At 60.0% G+C, this 17,188-nt stretch carries 18 protein-coding genes and 1 pseudogene; 4 read left to right on the top strand and 15 right to left on the bottom strand.

Annotated elements, in window-relative coordinates; all coding sequences use genetic code 11:
- From GHO25_RS11045 to GHO25_RS11015, 7 genes and pseudogenes are all read right to left on the bottom strand, one after another.
- Positions 1–161, bottom strand: a pseudogene (locus tag GHO25_RS11045) (low molecular weight phosphotyrosine protein phosphatase); the annotation flags it as partial.
- Positions 161–925 carry a 3-deoxy-manno-octulosonate cytidylyltransferase gene (gene kdsB, locus GHO25_RS11040; RefSeq protein ID WP_153327011.1) on the bottom strand — a complete coding sequence of 255 codons (765 nt, stop codon included), beginning with the start codon at positions 923–925 and terminating at the stop codon, positions 161–163. The pseudogene GHO25_RS11045 and the gene kdsB, both read right to left, overlap by 1 nt.
- Complete coding sequence (locus GHO25_RS11035; RefSeq protein ID WP_003442540.1) at positions 922–1,107, bottom strand: Trm112 family protein; 186 nt, start codon at positions 1,105–1,107, stop codon at positions 922–924. Before GHO25_RS11035 ends, kdsB begins: the two co-directional genes overlap by 4 nt.
- Before the next feature lie 26 nt (positions 1,108–1,133).
- The gene (gene lpxK / locus GHO25_RS11030) at positions 1,134–2,129 is read right to left on the bottom strand and encodes a tetraacyldisaccharide 4'-kinase (protein WP_153390784.1); all 996 of its coding nucleotides are present in this window, start codon (positions 2,127–2,129) and stop codon (positions 1,134–1,136) included.
- The gene (locus GHO25_RS11025; protein WP_178110060.1) at positions 2,129–2,557 is read right to left on the bottom strand and encodes a biopolymer transporter ExbD; all 429 of its coding nucleotides are present in this window, start codon (positions 2,555–2,557) and stop codon (positions 2,129–2,131) included. Before GHO25_RS11025 ends, lpxK begins: the two co-directional genes overlap by 1 nt.
- Positions 2,554–3,189: a MotA/TolQ/ExbB proton channel family protein gene (locus tag GHO25_RS11020; protein ID WP_048373695.1), complete on the bottom strand. Its 636-nt coding sequence runs from the start codon at positions 3,187–3,189 to the stop codon at positions 2,554–2,556. Before GHO25_RS11020 ends, GHO25_RS11025 begins: the two co-directional genes overlap by 4 nt.
- Before the next feature lie 48 nt (positions 3,190–3,237).
- Complete coding sequence (locus tag GHO25_RS11015; protein ID WP_178110059.1) at positions 3,238–5,454, bottom strand: DNA internalization-related competence protein ComEC/Rec2; 2,217 nt, start codon at positions 5,452–5,454, stop codon at positions 3,238–3,240.
- A 134-nt stretch (positions 5,455–5,588) separates the two neighbouring features.
- Between GHO25_RS11015 and GHO25_RS11010 the strand changes: the two genes are divergently transcribed.
- A complete protein-coding gene (locus tag GHO25_RS11010) occupies positions 5,589–6,110 on the top strand; it encodes a DUF2062 domain-containing protein (RefSeq protein WP_048373636.1) in 522 nt (173 codons plus the stop codon).
- Between the two features lie 98 nt (positions 6,111–6,208).
- Here the strand turns inward: GHO25_RS11010 and GHO25_RS11005 are convergent, their stop codons facing one another.
- The 3 genes from GHO25_RS11005 to GHO25_RS10995 all read right to left on the bottom strand — a co-directional run bounded on the left by GHO25_RS11005 (position 6,209) and on the right by GHO25_RS10995 (position 8,687).
- Positions 6,209–6,988: an ABC transporter permease gene (locus tag GHO25_RS11005; RefSeq protein ID WP_048389040.1), complete on the bottom strand. Its 780-nt coding sequence runs from the start codon at positions 6,986–6,988 to the stop codon at positions 6,209–6,211.
- Positions 6,985–7,917: an ABC transporter ATP-binding protein gene (locus GHO25_RS11000; protein WP_153390783.1), complete on the bottom strand. Its 933-nt coding sequence runs from the start codon at positions 7,915–7,917 to the stop codon at positions 6,985–6,987. The genes GHO25_RS11005 and GHO25_RS11000 overlap by 4 nt, the downstream gene beginning before the upstream one ends.
- Positions 7,918–8,063: 146 nt before the next feature.
- Positions 8,064–8,687, bottom strand: coding sequence for a glutathione S-transferase (locus tag GHO25_RS10995; RefSeq protein ID WP_048389035.1), 624 nt, complete (start codon positions 8,685–8,687; stop codon positions 8,064–8,066).
- A gap of 150 nt (positions 8,688–8,837) precedes the next feature.
- Here GHO25_RS10995 and GHO25_RS10990 point away from each other — a divergent pair, with 150 nt between their 5' ends.
- Both GHO25_RS10990 and GHO25_RS10985 read left to right on the top strand, forming a co-directional pair.
- Positions 8,838–11,285 (top strand): acyl-CoA dehydrogenase, encoded by a 2,448-nt coding sequence (locus tag GHO25_RS10990; RefSeq protein ID WP_153390782.1) that lies wholly within the window; start codon positions 8,838–8,840, stop codon positions 11,283–11,285.
- A 62-nt stretch (positions 11,286–11,347) separates the two neighbouring features.
- The gene (locus tag GHO25_RS10985; RefSeq protein ID WP_048373645.1) at positions 11,348–11,764 is read left to right on the top strand and encodes a PA2817 family protein; all 417 of its coding nucleotides are present in this window, start codon (positions 11,348–11,350) and stop codon (positions 11,762–11,764) included.
- A gap of 31 nt (positions 11,765–11,795) precedes the next feature.
- Here the strand turns inward: GHO25_RS10985 and GHO25_RS10980 are convergent, their stop codons facing one another.
- Entirely contained in the window at positions 11,796–12,743 is a 948-nt protein-coding gene (locus tag GHO25_RS10980; RefSeq protein ID WP_372240935.1) for a LysR family transcriptional regulator, read from the bottom strand.
- Positions 12,744–12,831: 88 nt separating this feature from the next.
- Between GHO25_RS10980 and GHO25_RS10975 the strand changes: the two genes are divergently transcribed.
- Complete coding sequence (locus tag GHO25_RS10975) at positions 12,832–13,452, top strand: alanyl-tRNA editing protein (protein WP_153390780.1); 621 nt, start codon at positions 12,832–12,834, stop codon at positions 13,450–13,452.
- 130 nt (positions 13,453–13,582) lie between these two features.
- Here the strand turns inward: GHO25_RS10975 and GHO25_RS10970 are convergent, their stop codons facing one another.
- The 4 genes from GHO25_RS10970 to GHO25_RS10955 form a co-directional block, all read right to left on the bottom strand.
- A complete protein-coding gene (locus GHO25_RS10970; RefSeq protein WP_048389109.1) occupies positions 13,583–14,416 on the bottom strand; it encodes a glycine betaine/L-proline ABC transporter ATP-binding protein in 834 nt (277 codons plus the stop codon).
- Positions 14,409–15,263 (bottom strand): proline/glycine betaine ABC transporter permease, encoded by an 855-nt coding sequence (locus GHO25_RS10965; RefSeq protein ID WP_153390779.1) that lies wholly within the window; start codon positions 15,261–15,263, stop codon positions 14,409–14,411. The genes GHO25_RS10970 and GHO25_RS10965 overlap by 8 nt, the downstream gene beginning before the upstream one ends.
- A 21-nt stretch (positions 15,264–15,284) precedes the next feature.
- A complete protein-coding gene (locus GHO25_RS10960) occupies positions 15,285–16,307 on the bottom strand; it encodes an ABC transporter substrate-binding protein (RefSeq protein ID WP_123750172.1) in 1,023 nt (340 codons plus the stop codon).
- 78 nt (positions 16,308–16,385) lie between these two features.
- Complete coding sequence (locus tag GHO25_RS10955) at positions 16,386–17,177, bottom strand: phosphate/phosphite/phosphonate ABC transporter substrate-binding protein (protein ID WP_153390778.1); 792 nt, start codon at positions 17,175–17,177, stop codon at positions 16,386–16,388.
- Between the last annotated feature and the right edge of the window lie 11 nt (positions 17,178–17,188).

The following is a 17,188-nucleotide window of genomic DNA, read 5'->3' as shown; positions in this document are numbered from 1 at the left end:
CTGCGCACGTCCGGCGCTTCGCCCGCGTGCCAGCCCCCCGTCCCGGCAGAGGCCACCTCGATGCGCTTAGCCAAACCGGCATCACGCAGCTTTTGGCGCAACACGCCTTCTGCGGTGGGTGAGCGGCAAATATTGCCCAGGCACACAAACAGGACGCGCATTAACCCTCCAGCAAACGCCGAACGCGCTCAAGGTCTTCAGGGGTATCAACACCGGCTGGCGGCGCCTCAAGCACATCACCGACGTGGATTCGCACGCCGTGCCACAGGGCACGCAACTGCTCAAGACGCTCGGTATTCTCGAGCCAGCATGGGCCCCAGTTAACGAAGTCCTGAAGGAAACCGGCACGGTAGGCGTAAATGCCAATGTGGCGACGGTACGGCACACCGGCAGGCAATGCGTTGGGCTGTTGGGCGAATTCATCCCGTGCCCACGGCAAGGTGGCACGGCTGAACGTCAGGGCCAGGCCATTGATATCGCTGACCACCTTGACCACGTTTGGGTTGAACAGTTGCTCAACGTCTGCAATCGGCTCAGCCAGGGTCGAGATGCCCGCCTCGGCGTGGGCGGCCAGGTTCGCGGCCACTTGATCAATCAATGCGGGCGGGATCAACGGTTCGTCACCCTGGACGTTGACCACGATGGCATCGCTGGCCAGGCCCAACTGTGCGGCGACTTCGGCCAGGCGGTCAGTGCCGGACTCGTGGTCTGCGCGGGTCAAGACCACCTCGGCGCCAAACGCCTGGCAGGCCTCAACAATGCGCGCATCGTCGGTGGCGACTACCACACGCTGGGCACTGCTTTTACGGGCTTGCTCCCAGACGTGCTGGACCATCGGCTTGCCCGCGATCATTTGCAGCGGCTTGCCTGGCAAACGCGTCGAGGCAAACCGCGACGGAATTACCACGGTAAAGGTCGGGGTCATTTATCCAGGCGCTCGTCGGTGCTCAAGGTGCGGGCTTCGGTTTCCAGCATGACCGGAATGCCATCGCGGATCGGGTAGGCAAGGCCTGCGCCCTTGCTGATCAGCTCGGTTTTGTCGGCGCTGAGTTTGAGCGGGCCTTTGCACACTGGGCAAGCGAGGATATCGAGCAGTTTGGTGTCCATAGGAATTCCCGAAAAGTAAAAATGAGTTAGGGCAAAAGACGCTTTAGCTGTTGGTCAAACCAAAGGACAAAGGCCTCTGATGGAACCGCGTCGACCGCCAGATACCACCAGTCGAGTGACGCAAAGTCGCGGCATTTCACGGCGTCCTTTTCTGTCATGACCACGGGCAGCGGCGGCGTAAAATTCAAGACCTCGGCACTGTACGGCGCATGGTCAGCGAAAGCATGGGTGATTGGCCGCCAGTGTAGCGCTTCAAGGGTGGTGAAGAAACGCTGCGGGTTACCGATCCCGGCCACCGCATGCAGCGCTTGGCCAGCCGGGAAAAAGTCCAGCGCCTGACGCTCGCCGCTGCGCAGATTGATCAACGCCGTGGGCTGCAATTTAAAGGCAAAACCCGCCTGCGGATCGTGCTCGGCGCCGTTATACAGCACCGCGTCTACGCTCTTTAAGCGCTCGGCGGGTTCGCGCAATGGCCCGGCGGGCAGGCAATGGCCGTTGCCCAGGCCTCTGGCATTGTCGATCAGCACCAACTCCAGATCACGGGCCAGCCGGTAATGCTGCAAGCCGTCATCCGAGAGGATCAGATCCAGCGGTTCGCTGTCGAGCAAGGCTTTAACTGCACGGCTGCGGTCGGGGTCGATCATCAGTGGCACGCCGGTGCGCTGCACGATCAATAGCGGCTCATCACCGGCCTGCGCCGCAGGTTGCTCCGCGGTCACACGCCAAGGCAGCTGTGGCGGCTTGGCGCCATAGCCACGGCTGACCACGCCCACCCGCAGACCATTGCGCTGGCAATGCTCGATCAACCACAGGATCAACGGCGTTTTGCCGGTGCCGCCCACGGTGATATTGCCAACCACCACCAGCGGCACCGGGGCGCGATAGATCTCGCCCTCGCCCGCCACAAAACGCGCGCGCTTGCGCTCAACCACACGGCGATACAGGCATTCCAGCGGGCTCAGCAATTTGAGCAGCGGGTGCCCGGTGTACCAGGCACGCAACAAGCGATCAGACAAGGCCATCAGGGGGTCGCCTGCGACTCAACGGTGGTCATGCGCAAATGGCTGAAGCCGAGCTTGCCGGCGGCATCCATTGCCGTGATCACGAACTGGTGCTGGGCCTTGCCGTCAGCACTGATCGACACCGGCAGGCTGGTGTCGCCGCCCGAGGCCGTACGCAGTGCGTCCATCAGGCTTGCCAGATCGTTTTTCGGCAGCAACTGGTTGTTGACCGAAAACACCCCGTCGGCGCTGATGGCGATGTCCAGCAGCTTGGTGTTCTGATCTTCGGTGGGCGCGCCGCTGACCGACTCGGGCAAGTCGACGCGCAGTTGGGTCTCGCGGGTGAACGTGGTGGTGACCACAAAAAACAGCAGCAGGATAAACACCACGTCGATCAGCGACGCGAGGTTGATGTCGACCGTTTCCCGTGGCTTGCGGCGAAATTTCACGCTTTGCTCCCGACCATGTCGACTTCGCGGTCGCCCTGCACCACTTCAACCAGCTTGATCGCTTCCTGCTCCATGCCGACCACCAGCTCGTCGACCCGGCGCTGCAGGAACCGGTGAAAGAACACCGAAGGAATCCCCACCATCAGGCCCGCCGCAGTGGTGATCAAGGCCTTGGAAATCCCGCCCGCGAGCACCGCCGCGTTGGTGGTCATGCCGGTACCCATAAAAGCGCTGAAAATATCGATCATGCCCAACACCGTGCCCAACAGGCCCAGTAAGGGCGCCATCGCAGCAATCGTGCCCAAGGCGTTGAGGTAGCGTTCCAGCTCGTGGATAACCCGGGCAGCGGCTTCTTCAATGCACTCTTTCATGATCTCGCGACCATGCTTGGAGTTGGCCAGGCCAGCCGCCAAAATTTCACCGAGCGGGGAGTCAGCGCGCAGTTGCTTGAGTTTTTCTTTGTCCAGCTGTTTGTCCTTGATCCAGACCCACACCTGCCCAAGCAAGTGCGGCGGGGTCACGCGGCTGGCGCGCAGGGTCCACAGGCGCTCGACAATAATGCCCAGCGCGGCAACAGAACTCAGAATGATCGGCAGCATCATCCAGCCGCCGGATTTGACCAGTTCCCACACAGTGACAATCCCCTCGAAAAAGTGCGCCACTTTACCACAAGGTCGACGTTAATCCCGCCAGAACCGCCGCTGCTCGCGCAGGCTTTCAGCCACCCCGAAGGTGCCCAGCCGAAAGCGTACGGCACCGTGTTCGGCGCTGTCCCAGATCCCCATGCCCAGCGACTTGTAGCGCGCCATCACCTGCGGGTGCGGATGCCCAAAGGTATTGCCATGCCCTCTGGAGATCAACACCGCCGAAGGTGACAGGTTTTTTAGAAAGACCATCGAGAACGAGGTGCGGCTACCGTGGTGCGGCGCCTGCAACCAGTGCGTGGGCACCGCCAGAGGGCTGTTGAGAAAAGCTCGCTCGGCGTCGATATTGATATCACCGGTCAACAGCAACCGTTCGTCGCTGGCTTCGATCTGCAACACGCACGAACGCTGATTAACGTCGGTCGCGCCGTCCCATTGCCACAATGCAAACTTCACCCCGTCCCATTCCCAGCGCTCACCGCTGTTACAAGGCTGGGCCTGAAGCTGTTCGGCCAATAGCGGCACATCACCGCTGACCACACGCTTCACCTTCATGGCCCGCTGTACCGCCAACGCACCGCCCGCATGATCTGAATCGGCGTGGCTGATCAGCATCATGTCCAGCGTACCGATGCCCATCGCTTGCAGTGCCGGGACCACCACGCGCTCGCCCTGGTCAAGGTTGCGCACTTTTGGCCCAGCGTCATATAGCAGCGTGTGATGTCGGGTTCGCACGATGATTGCCAGGCCTTGACCGACATCCAGTTGCAACACCTCTGCCTGGCCCGGCGGGACAAACGTTCGCGGGGCAAACACCGCCAGCAGCACCAGCGGCCAGCCCAGTGGCCTCAGCACCATCCCGGCAGGCAGCAACAGCAGCAAGGCACCGAGCGCCGCCAGCAGCCAGACACTGATCGGCACGCTGGCAGGCAACCAGGGCGACAGCGTCCCGACCAGCCCTGTCAGCCCCCAAATCAGGCCATTGAGCAAGCCGCCCGCCACCCACAGCAACCCTTCACCGACCCAGGGCACCGGCAGCAACACAGTGCCCAGCAACGCCGCAGGCAACACCAACAGGCTAATCCACGGCACCGCCACCAGATTGGCCAGCGGGCCAGACAGGCTGATGGGCAACCCGAGAATCCACAGCATCGGGAACAAACCAATCGCGATCAAGCCTTGCGGGCGCAGCCATGCCGCTCGCCAGCTCCACGGGCCCAAGCGTGAACTAAAGGTAAAAATCAGCACCGCAACGGCGGCGAACGAGAGCCAAAACCCCGCCATCAAGCTGGCCAGCGGTTCAATGATCAGCACCGCGTTGAGCGCCAGCAAAAAGGGCAGCCACACACCCAAGTGGCGAAACCGCAGGCGCCATATCAACACCAGCCCGAGCATGGCGCAGGCCCGCTGTACCGGCACCTCAAAACCGGCCAGCAAGCCGTAACCCAGCGCTCCGGCAAAAGCCAGGCCGCACGCCCAAGGCAACCACGGCAGCCGTCGTGGCCACAGACCGTAACGCGCCAACAAGGCCACCAGACCATAAATCAGCCCGGCAAACAGGCCAATGTGCTGCCCCGAGATCACCAGTAAATGCACCGTGCCGGTCGCTTGCAGCAGCTTCCAGTCATCAGCGCTTAACCCTGAACCGTCGCCCATCACCAAGGCTGCCAGCCATTGCGCCCGGCCATTAGCCTCGACTTGCAATAACTGCTGGCGCAAGCCGTCGCGCCAGGCATGCCGGGTGGGAGCCAATAACTGGCCATCTTTGATGGTGCCCGTGGCGCCAATACGCTGGGCCAACAGCCAGGCCTGATAATCGAAGCCACGGGGGTTAAGCAGCCCTTTGGGCCGTTTGAGAGTGACCGCCAGTCGCCAACGCTCACCGCTGTTGACCAGCGGCCCGCCGTACCAGTTCAAGCGCAAGGTAGAAGGCAATGTGGCGTGGCGCGAATAAGCATCACGCACTTCAAAACGCACCACCGCGTCGGACTGCTGAGGCAAACCGACCACCCGCCCCTCGACCCATAACGTGCGGCCATCCAGCGCAGGCGACAGCCGGTCATCAAGTGCCGACTGCCCTTGCACACAGGCCCAACTCAACCCAAGCAGAAAAAGCCCCGCTGGATAAACCCGCACCACCAACAGCAGCAGCCCCGCACCCAGCATCAACAGCACCCACTCAAGGGCGGGTATTGCCGGTAAAAAGCGCAGCACGATCAAGCCCGAAGCCAGCGCTAACAATCCCGAGTACATAATCTGATCCGCAGTAATTCCTGCCCTCGGATTAGCCGGGTTTTATCGTCGCATCCTAAAAAATTGTCACAAAGTCTGAAGAGTCGACCTGCAAAATGTGGGCATACTGCCTCCCTGTTCCAAGCGAGAAGCCCATGCCACGGCGTTCAATCAAACGTTTCATGCCAGATCCGGCGCGCATCAAGGAACACAAATCCTTACGGTTCTTGGGCTCACTGCTGCATGACCCCAACCTCTGGCACCTCAATCGTCACTCTGTCGCCCGGGCGATGGCGGTGGGTCTGTTTGCTGCTTTTATCCCCATGCCCTTTCAAATGCTCCTGGCCGCCTGCCTGGCGATCATGGTGCGCAGCAATATGCCGATTTCGGTCAGCCTGGTCTGGCTGACCAACCCGATCACCATGCCGCCGATTTTTTACTGCACCTATGTGCTGGGCGCATGGCTGATGGACGTTCCGGCCCGCAGCATGCCTGATGAACTCACGTGGGCGTGGATCAGCAGCCAGCTCTCGACCGTGTGGCAGCCGTTTTTATTGGGTTCGGTGGTGTGTGGAGTGGTACTGGGCGGGATGGGTTACTGCTTGACCATGGTGTATTGGCGCTGGTGGGTCAGCCGGCAGTGGAAGCGGCGCAAGCAACAGCGCAAGGCTTTGTAAAACGTGCCCTGCACCTTCGTGTAGGAGCGAGCTTGCCTCGCGATCTTTTGATCTTGAAAAGATCGCGAGACAAGCTCGCTCCTACAGGGGTGTGAAAGCTACTGGCGCATGCCGCGGCCGCTGACCAGCAGTTTGGCGCAGGCGAAGTACAACACCACGGTTGCAACGACCATAAAGGTCAGCGCCACACTGATTTTGATGTCCGATACGCCGAGAATCCCGTAGCGAAAGGCATTGACCATGTGTAGCACCGGGTTGGCCAAGGACACGCTCTGCCAGAACGGAGGCAACAGGGTAATTGAGTAGAACACCCCGCCCAGGTAGGTCAGCGGCGTCAGCACAAACGTCGGGATGATCGAGATATCGTCGAAGTTGCGCGCAAATACGGCGTTGATAAAGCCCAACAACGAGAAGATCGTCGCGGTCAGCACCACCACCACAATGGTCAGGAGCAGGTGATGCACCTGCAAGTGGGTGAAGAACAGTGACAGCAAGGTCACGATCAAGCCCACCATCAAGCCGCGCAAGATACCGCCCACGGTGAAGCCGATCAAAATGGTGTGGGGCGACACCGGCGACACCATCAGCTCTTCAATCGAGCGCTGGAACTTGGCACCAAAGAAGCTCGATACCACGTTGCCGTAGGAGTTGGTGATCACCGACATCATGATCAGGCCCGGCACGATGTACTCCATATAGGTGAAACCACCCATATCACCGATTTGCCGACCGATCAGGTTACCGAAGATCACAAAGTACAAGACCATGGTGATTGCTGGCGGCAGCAAGGTTTGCGGCCAGATGCGCATGAAACGGCGCACTTCACGGTAAATAATGGTGTTCAACGCAACCAGGTTGGGACGCAGTTCCGAACTCATACGGCCACCTTTGCCAGGTTTTTCTCGACCAGCGACACAAACAACTCCTCAAGGCGGTTGGTTTTATTGCGCAGGCTCACCACTTCGATGTTTTGCGCAGCCAGTTGGGTGAACAAACCGGTAATGCCCACGGCCTTGTCGACTTGCACTTCCAGGGTGCTGCCATCGAGCAACAGGCTCGGGTAGCCGATGAGGTGCGGGGTAGCCGCCAGCGGATGCTTCAGGTCGAGGACAAAGGTCTCAACGTGGAGTTGCCCGAGCAACTGGCGCATGCTGGTGTTTTCGACGATGGTGCCGTGGTCGATGATGCCGATGTTGCGGCACAACTGCTCAGCCTCTTCCAGGTAATGGGTGGTGAGGATGATGGTGGTGCCCTGCTCGTTCAGCTCGGTGAGGAAGGTCCACATCGAGCGGCGCAGTTCAATGTCCACACCGGCAGTCGGTTCGTCGAGGATCAACAGGCGCGGCTCGTGCACCAGCGCCCGGGCGATCATCAGTCGACGCTTCATACCGCCCGACAACGAACGCGAAGGGGTGTCGCGCTTGTCCCAAAGCCCCAACTGCGTCAGGTACTTTTCGGCACGTTCCTTGGCGATTTTGGCCGGGATACCGTAGTACCCCGCCTGAGTCACGACGATGTCGAAGGTCTTTTCAAACTGGTTGAAGTTGAACTCTTGCGGCACCACCCCGATGCTGCGCTTGAGCGCGGCGGGGTTGCGGTCCAGGTCATGGCCGAAGACATTCACCGTGCCGCTGGTTTTATTCACCAGCGTGGAAAGAATGCCGATGGTCGTGGATTTGCCGGCACCGTTAGGGCCCAGCAAGGCGAAAAAGTCACCTTCAGCAACGTCCAGATCGATACCACTCAGGGCCTGGAAACCGTTGCCGTAGGTTTTGGTTAGCTGCCGTATGGACAGAGCGGAACTCATATCGGATTACGCACCAAGATGGGAATAAGAGGGATGACTCAATAAGGGCGAACTGTCTGTAAGACAAGTCCGACAAAGCCAATGAACAGGTGCCATGGTGCTTGGCCTTGTCGCACAAGTACAGTCGCCCGTATTAATAGTGGCTATTAAGTCAACGCAGTCATCACCGCATTGCGATAGGCCGGGCGCAGTTTGAGGCGCTCATACCAGGCCTCCAGGTGCGGCATTGACGGGCGTTCGATGGGCATTTCAAACCAGGCGTAAATGAACGACCCCAGCGGGATGTCACCCATGCCGATTTCATCGCCCGAGAGGTAAGGCTTTTCGGCCAGCGCCTGGTCGGGAATAACCAACAGCTCGGCGCAGGTCTTGATCGAGGCGTTGATTTTCACCCAGTCCTGCTGCTCGGCCGGGGTGCGCAAAATCCCCCAGAACACATCGCGAAAAGCACCGGCAAACGACGAGGTGGTCCAGTCCATCCACTTGTCTGCCTGGGCGCGAACGCGGTTGTCGTCCTGATACCAGGACGTGTCCGAGCCGTATTCGGCGGACAGATAGCGCACGATCACGTTGGACTCCCACAACACAAACCCATCGTCTTCCAGCATCGGCACCCGGCCATTGGGGTTCAGCGCCCGGTACTCAGGGCTGTCGACCACACCAAACGCACCGCCCGCCTCTGCACGCTCATACTCAAGCGCCAACTCTTCGATACACCACAACACTTTTCTGACATTCGACGAATTCTTGCGACCCCACACTTTCAGCATGATGGAACTCCTGATTGATAGACGCCGGGGCAGTCTACGCCGTGAAGCTGAACTGTGCCTCCCGCACAAGGTCACTATTGGACGACCTTGCTCAAGAGTTGCGACTAAGCTCACAAGGGTGCGCCCCCCTGGCTCCATGGAGGATTGGATATGCTGTTGTTGTGGATAGTGGTTTTGATCGTAGGCGTTGCCTGGCTGGCCCACCGGCGCGTCTCCCCGCTGACGGCGATTGCCGTGGTAGCGATTTACCTGCTGATCATGGACTTCTTCAGCCATGCGCCGATCTGGGTGCTGGTGCTCTTGTGGGTGTTGCTGGCAGCGCCAGCGGCCTTGCTGCTACTGCCTGACCTGCGCCGCAAACGCTTTACGGCGCCGCTGTTCAGCTGGTTCCAGAAAGTCCTGCCGCCCATGTCGCAAACCGAGCGTGATGCCATCGACGCTGGCACCGTGTGGTGGGACGGCCAGTTGTTTAGCGGCCGCCCCGACTGGAACCAGTTGCTGGCCTACCCCAAAGCCCAACTGACCGAAGAAGAACAGGCGTTTATCGACGGCCCGACCGAAGAACTCTGTGCGATGGTCACCGACTGGCAGATCGGCCAGGCCATGGACTTGCCGCCAGAAGCCTGGGCGCACATTAAGGAGCACGGCTTTTTCGCCCTGATCATCCCAAAATCGTTCGGCGGCAAAGGCTTCTCGGCCTACGCCCACTCGCAAGTCGCCATGAAACTCGCCACCCGCAGCGGCGATCTGGCCTCGACGGTGATGGTGCCCAACTCCCTCGGCCCGGCCGAACTGTTGCTGCACTACGGCACCGAAGAACAGCAAAACCATTATCTGCCGCGCCTGGCGCGTGGCGATGACATCCCGTGTTTTGCCCTCACCGGCCCGCTGGCGGGCTCCGACGCCGGGGCGATGCCCGACACCGGGATTATTTGCAAAGGCCAATGGCAAGGTGAAGAAGTCATCGGCCTGCGCCTGAACTGGGAAAAACGCTACATCACCCTCGGCCCTGTAGCCACCCTGCTCGGCCTGGCGTTCAAGGCCCATGACCCGGAGCACTTGCTGGGCGACAAGGAAGATCTGGGCATCAGCCTGGCGTTGATCCCCACCGACACCCCCGGCGTTGAAATCGGTCGTCGGCATTTGCCGCTGGGCGCCGCGTTCATGAACGGCCCCAACTCAGGCAAGGATGTGTTTATCCCCCTGAGCTACCTGATTGGTGGCCAGGAAATGCTCGGCAAAGGCTGGATGATGCTGATGAATTGCCTGTCCGTCGGGCGTTCGATTTCGCTGCCGGCGGTCGGCACCGGCGCCGCCAAGTTCACCAGTTTGGTGACCGGGCAATACGCCCAGGTGCGCGAGCAGTTCAACGTGCCACTGGCGGCCTTTGAAGGCATTCAAGAAGCCTTGGCGCGTATCGGCGGCAATGCCTGGCTGATGGACAGCGCCCGCATGCTCACCGCCAACGCGGTGGACCTGGGTGAAAAACCATCGGTGCTGTCAGCGATTCTCAAGTACCACCTGACCGAGCGCGGCCGAGAGTGCATCAGCCATGCCATGGACGTGCACGGCGGCAAGGGCATCATCATGGGGCCCAATAACTATTTGGGCCGGAACTGGCAGGGTGCGCCGATTTTCATCACTGTTGAAGGGGCCAATATCCTGTCTCGCAACCTGATGATCTTTGGCCAGGGCGCCATTCGCTGCCATCCGTTTGTGCTCAAGGAAATGGCCCTGGCCGGGCGTGAAGACCGCGAGCAGGCCCTGATCGAGTTTGACGGCCTGCTGCTCAAGCACATCGGTTTTGCCGTCAGCAACGTCGCCAGCACCCTGGTGTTGAACCTGGGCCTGGGGCGCTTCGAGCACGCGCCCGGCAACACCCTGAGCCAAGGCTACTTCCGCGCCTTGAACCGTCAGGCAGCGGCTTTTGCGATGCTCGCTGACCTGAGCATGATGCTGCTGGGCGGCGAGCTTAAGCGCCGCGAGCGTTTGTCTGCGCGTCTGGGTGACGTGCTGAGCCATATGTACCTGGCCTCGGCAGCGCTCAAGCGTTATCACGACCTGGACTCCCCCGAGCACCTCAACCCGCTGTTCAAATGGGCCATGGAAGAAAGCCTCGGGCATTCGGAACGGGCGCTGGACGAGATCCTGAAAAACTTCCCGAGCCGACCGCTGGGCTTTCTGTTGCGCGGCGTGGTGTTCCCGTTTGGCCGTCGTCATACCGGGCCTTCTGATGCGCTGGATGCTGAAGTCGCGGCAGTGCTGGGCCGGGCCAAAGGCGATCCGACACTCGAAGCGGTGCTTGCCGGCTGCTACCGCCCGCAATCTGCCGATGACGCGGTGGGCGCGTTGCAACATGCCGCGGATTTGCTCAAAGCCGCTCATCCGCTGCACAAAAAGCTCCACGACGCGCTGAAAAGTGGCCAGTTCAAACCGGTACCGGGCGAGCCGTCCATCGATTCGGCGTTGAACGCGGGCATCCTGCAACCGACCGAAGCCGAAACCCTGCGCGCCGCTGAAGCCGCACGGCGCAAGGTGATTGATGTGGATGACTTCGCCAAAGAAGAACTCACCCACAGCGAAGGAAAGATTCGCTAGCAGGACAGCGGGCGCGCAGAGCTTTATACTCTCGCGCCCGTTTTGCTCTAGAGGACTCCACCATGGCCACTAATGACCTCAACCACAATCTCGCCCTGCTCGATATGCTGCGCAGCATCCTGGTTGCCGTCGGTGACGCCGAGCAAATCCCGGAAGAAAGCCATGCGCTGTTTATTGAACGCTTCGACGAGATGAAAGCCGGTCTGTTGACCGATTTTGATGAAAGCCAATACCTGGGCCAGGACATCCTCTGCCAGGTGATCGAACGCTACCCGCAAATCGCCCACGTGGTACCGCGTGACCTGTTGTGGTTCTTCGGCGGTTCCTGCTTCAACTTCCTCGCCGATGAAGAGCTGGACATGTATGAGGCGCTGGAAGAACGCCGCTTTGAAGCCGAAGAAAACGGCGAGCCGTTCGACTGGAATCAAGAAAAGCAGTTCATGGCGCTGCCGACCGACGCAGACAGCCCACAGCACTGATTGGCACACTGAATGCCCAAGACCCGCCCGGTTAACCGCGCGGGTCTTTTTTTGCCCCCAATGTCGGTTCTTGCGCCAGCCGCTCAACCAGAAAATCGATAAACACCCGCAGCTTGGGCGGCAGATAGCGCGTCGGGGTATGCAGCAGCCACACACCGCCGTGGTACGACGCAATAAAATTCCAGGCCGGCAGCACCTGCACAACCTCGCCCTGCTCCAGCGCCTGACGCGCCGTGAAGTAAGGCAAGCTGCCAATGCCGATGTGCTGCAACACCGCATCCAGCCGCACCCCCGTGTGGTTGGCCGCGTAACGCCCGGTGACCCCGACCGTCACGGTCTTGCTGCCTTGCTTGAACTTCCAGCGGGCATCCGCCGGGGTTTCGCCCAGGTAGATGCAACTGTGGTGGCGCAAATCCTCCGGCTGGCGGGGCGTGCCATGTTCCGCCAGGTAGGCTGGCGTAGCGCAGAGCAAATGCTCGATCAAAAACAACTGGCGGCCCACCAGGCCCGGTGGCGGCTGGTCGGTGATACGCATGCTCAAATCCACGTTGTCGTCGATCAGGTCGACATGGCGGTCCTCCAGAATCAATTGCACATCGACCTTGGGGTAACGCCGTAAAAACTCGGGCATGTGCGGATGCACCACATAGCGCCCCACCGCCTTGGGCACGCTGACGCGAATCAGCCCTTCAGCCTCCTGGCTGTAGCGACCACTGAGGTCCATGACCGATTGCGCTGCCCCCACCACCTCCTGGCAACGCTTGAACACCTCCTCGCCCACATCACTCAGGCGCAGCTTGCGGGTGGTGCGCTGCAGCAGGCGGATCGCCAGGGCCTTTTCCAGTCGGGCGACACTGCGGCTGATGGCAGACGGCGAGGTGTCCAACTGTCGCGCAGCCTCGGAAAAACTGCCGACCTCGACCACCCTCACGAAGACCACCATTTCAGCCAGTAATGACAGCGGTACATTTATGCTCACAGCGCACAGGTCCATTGAAAATTGGGGGGATTATCACACCCAAGGGGCGTCCCTATACTTTAAACCTAATTGTTTCAGGACTCGCCACATGACCTCACGCCTGTTTTATACCGACGACACCCTCACAGCCTTCGTCGACGTGCTCAGTTGCACCGCGCACGACGACGGCTTTGCCGTCATCCTCAAGGCCACGCCTTTTCATCCGCAGGGCGGCGGACAGCCTAGTGACACTGGCTGGATTGGCGCCAGTGAAGTGCTCAAGGTGTTCCAGGAGCAAGACCGGATTGTGCATATCGTCCAGCAGGCCGTGCCGCTGGGTACGGCGCAGGCCCGCGTGGATGAGGCCCGCCGTGAGTTAAACAGCCGACTGCATTCGATGGGGCATTTGATTGGCGTGTGCGGCGAACGCGCAGGCTGGAAGCCGATCAAGGCCCACCACTGGCCGGGGGAATGCCGGGTCAGTTTTATGCCGGGTGAGAACGCTCAGCCGATGCACGTCGAGCAGATTAAAGAACAGCTTGAACAGTGGATCAGCGCTGACCTGCCACGGGTGATTCAGGTCAACGCCGACCAGCGCTTTATCGGCTTTGGCGAACTGCCGAGCTACCCGTGCGGCGGCACCCATGTCAGCTCACTGAAGCAATTACTCGCCGCACCGACCTTGTCGATCAGTGAAAAGAAAGGCGTGCTTGCTGTTCGCTATCAATAACACTCTGTGGGAGCGGGCTTGCTCGCGATGATCGTTAACAATGACGCATATTTGCCTGGTAAATGAGGCACTCTGAAGGCCATCGCGAGCAAGCCCGCTCCCACTTGGGTCGTGTCGCTCATAAGAGCCATCACTCGATCTTCGCCCGCTGGCGCTGAACAAAGCGGTTCACGTAATCGTCCGCAGGCGTGTGCAGAATCTCTTGTGGCGTGCCCACCTGCACCAACTGCCCGTCCTTGAGAATGGCAATGCGATTGCCGATACGCAGCGCTTCGTCCAGATCATGAGTGATAAAGACGATGGTTTTTTGCAGCGTGCGTTGCAGTTCCAGCAGTTGGTCCTGCATCTCGGCGCGGATCAGCGGGTCGAGGGCACTGAAGGCTTCGTCCATCAAAATGATGTCGGTGTCGGTCGCCAAGGCACGGGCCAACCCCACGCGCTGGCGCATGCCACCCGAGAGCTGGTGGATAAACGCCTGCTCATAACCTTGCAAACCCACCACCGTGATCCAGTGCCGGGCGCGCTCGTTGCACTGCGCCGTGCTCTCCCCGCGAACCTTGAGGCCGTACGCCACGTTTTCCAGCACATTGCGGTGCGGCAACAGGCCAAAATTCTGGAACACCATGCTGATTTTTTGCCGCCGAAACTGGCGCAAAGTCGGCATGTCGTATTCAAGGATGTTGTCACCCTCCACCAGAATCTGCCCGCTGGTCGGGTCGATCAGGCGGTTGAAGTGACGCACCAGCGTCGACTTGCCCGACCCGGACAAGCCCATGATGACGAACACTTCGCCCGCTTGAATCGACAGCGACAAGTCGTTGATGCCCACCACGCTGCCGGTTTTGGCCAGCACGTCGGCTTTGCTCTGGCCCTCCTTGATCATGGCCAGGGCTTCTTTTTCGCGCTTGCCGAACACCTTGAAGACATTGCGCACTTCAATCTTGTTGATCACAGCCTCACTCATCTTTTGCCCCATGCCGTGGTCGGCCATAGGCCTGGGTTATGCGGTCGATGACCACAGCCAGAATCACAATGGCCAACCCGGCTTCCAGACCCTTGCCGACGTTGAGTGTCTGAATCCCCACCAGCACGTTTTCGCCCAAGCCACGGGCGCCAATCATTGACGCGATGACCACCATCGACAGCGCCATCATGGTGGTCTGGTTGATCCCGGCCATGATGCTCGGCATGGCCAACGGCAATTGCACCCCGAACAATTGTTGCCACGGGTTGGCCCCGAAGGCATTGATGGCTTCCATCACTTCGTGGTCAACCTGGCGCAAACCCAGATCGGTGAGACGGATCAACGGCGGCACCGCATAGATCACCGTGGCGAAAATGGCCGGGACCTTGCCCAGGCCAAACAGCATCAACACCGGGATCAAGTACACGAAGCTGGGCATGGTTTGCATGATGTCCAGCAGCGGCATCAGCAGCGTGCGCAAGCGGTTGCTGCGCGCCGCCAAAATACCCAATGGGATGCCCAACAGCACGGAGATCACCGTGGCCACCATCACCAGCGCCAGGGTTTGCATCAGCTTGTCCCACAGCCCCACCGCGCCGACCAGAAACAACAGCCCCACGATCAGCACGCTGCTGAACACTTTGCGCGTGGCGTGCCAGGCAATTACCCCGACGATCAGCAGCATCAGCCACCACGGGGTCAGGCGCAGCAGGTTTTCAAGGCTAACGATGGCCCACAGCAAGGTGTCGGAGATGTGTCGGAACACATCCCCGTAGTTGCTGACCAGCGCATCGACCCAGGTATTGACCCAGCCGGCGATGGAAAACGTCAGATTTTCAGGAAACATGCATGGCTCGTACTCAGTGAATTATTTGGCGTTAAGCGCCGCATCAACTTTTTGCGCCGCCTCAGCGGTCACCCAGCTGTGCCAGATCTGCGGCTGATCGCGTAAAAACGCTTCGGCAGCCTGGCGCGGTTCGGTGCGTTTTTCACTCATGTCAGCCAGGGTTTTGTTCAGCAAATCGATCGGGAAGTCGACCTTTTCATAGAACTCGACCAACTGCGGGTACTGGGTTTTGAACGGGGTTGATACACCAATCGCCAGTTTTGCCGGTAATGAGCGCGTGCCCTTCGGGTTAGGGTTATTGGCGTCAGACAGGGTTTTCCAGGCCTCGGCATCGAAGGCCGGTTCGTCCAGCTTGATCAGCTTGTAGCGACCGATCAACGGGGTCGGCGACCAGTAGTAGAACAGCACCGGTTTGCCGCGACGGATCAACGAAGCGACTTCAGCGTCCAGAGCTGCGCTGGAGCCTGTGCGGAAGTTTACGAAGTCTTTGTCCAGGCCATAAGCCTTGAGTTTTTGGCTGTTGACGATCTCGGAGGTCCAGCCCGTCGGGCTATTGAGGAAGCGTCCACGGCTTGGGTCTTCGGGGTCACGGAACACGTCTTTGTAGCGCTTCAAGTCGTCCACCGACTTCAAGTCCGGGGCCAACGGTTTGATGCCTTTTTCCGCGTCGCCTTTGATCACGTATTCAGGCACCCACCAGCCTTCACTGGCGTTTTTGACGATGTCACCCAGCCCCGAGACTTTGCCCTCGGCTTCAGCTTTGATCCACGCTGGGCTGCGTCCGGCCCACTCTTCGCCGATCACCTGAATGTCGTTTTTGGCCAGCGCCGCCTCAAGGCTTACCGTGCTGCCTGGCAAGGTATCAGTCGCCTCACCATAGCCCTTCTCGGTCAAAATACGCAGCACCTCGGTGATAAAGCTGCCGCTTTCCCAGGTGATGTCACCAAAGTGAATCGGGGTGTTTTTGCTGTCAGCCAGGACCGGCTGGCTCAACAATCCAAGTGCCAGCAGCGAGCCACCGAGCCATTTTTTAAGGTTGTTCATACGGATTCTCTTGTCATGGATAGGGGCAAAACTATCGGCCGCACTGACTTCAGCGTAGCCGTTGACGTCGCAGGGCGGTTAAAGCAAGACCTCATAACCTGCCGCGCTCGCTTCACGCTGGTAGCCAATAACGACCTGGTAGTCAGTTTCGCTGGCCGGTAATACTTCCTGTAAACCCAAGGTGGCACTTACCTGTGGCAACTGCTGCAAAGCAAGGTTCATTGCCTCGCGAATACGCTCAGCGCCCGCGCTGCCGGCACTGAGTGCGGTGATGTAGGGCAAATTGGGGCTGATGGCGGTGCGCGCAACAATGCGCAGCCCGGCGACTTCGGCAGGGGCATAGCGCGCCAGGTAGGCAAACGTGACGCTGTCGATGGAGGCCAGGTCTGCCCAGCCTTCACGCACCCAGCGCAGGCTTTGTTGATGCGCGCCGCTGGTGGCCACCGAGGCAAAAAAACGCCCGTCTTGCTGCAAGGGCGTCAGCCGATGCCGGAACAGGTTCATGCCACTGTTGGAGTGCCGGTCATTGATCACCCCGCGGCTGCCCCTGAAATCCGCCAGTTCGACACGCGGGTCGGTTTCACGGCCGACAATCACGCTGCAATGGCGCCCGGCGCTGCTGTCGGGCCATTCATAACGCGGGCGGCCGACCACTTGCACCTGGCCCTGCAACTGAGTCAGCAGCGGGTAGCCGCAGGTTTGGGTCAGTAACAAATCGGGCGAGCGAAACAGCTCCAGCAACTCAATGCCCCCGGCGTCGCGGCGCGTGGCCTGCAACAGCTCAAGGATACGTGTCAACCATTGTTCATTGGCCTCACGCACCTGCTCGGGGGCCACGTACATCAATAACTCTGCATAACCGCCTGACATACAGCGCTCCT

It is taken from the genome of Pseudomonas sp. FSL R10-1350, assembly GCF_009600525.1.
In the GTDB taxonomy this organism is placed as follows: Bacteria; Pseudomonadota; Gammaproteobacteria; order Pseudomonadales; family Pseudomonadaceae; genus Aquipseudomonas; species Aquipseudomonas helleri.
Note: the sequence above shows the minus strand (reverse complement) of the source record. Positions and strands in the feature narration are given on the sequence as shown.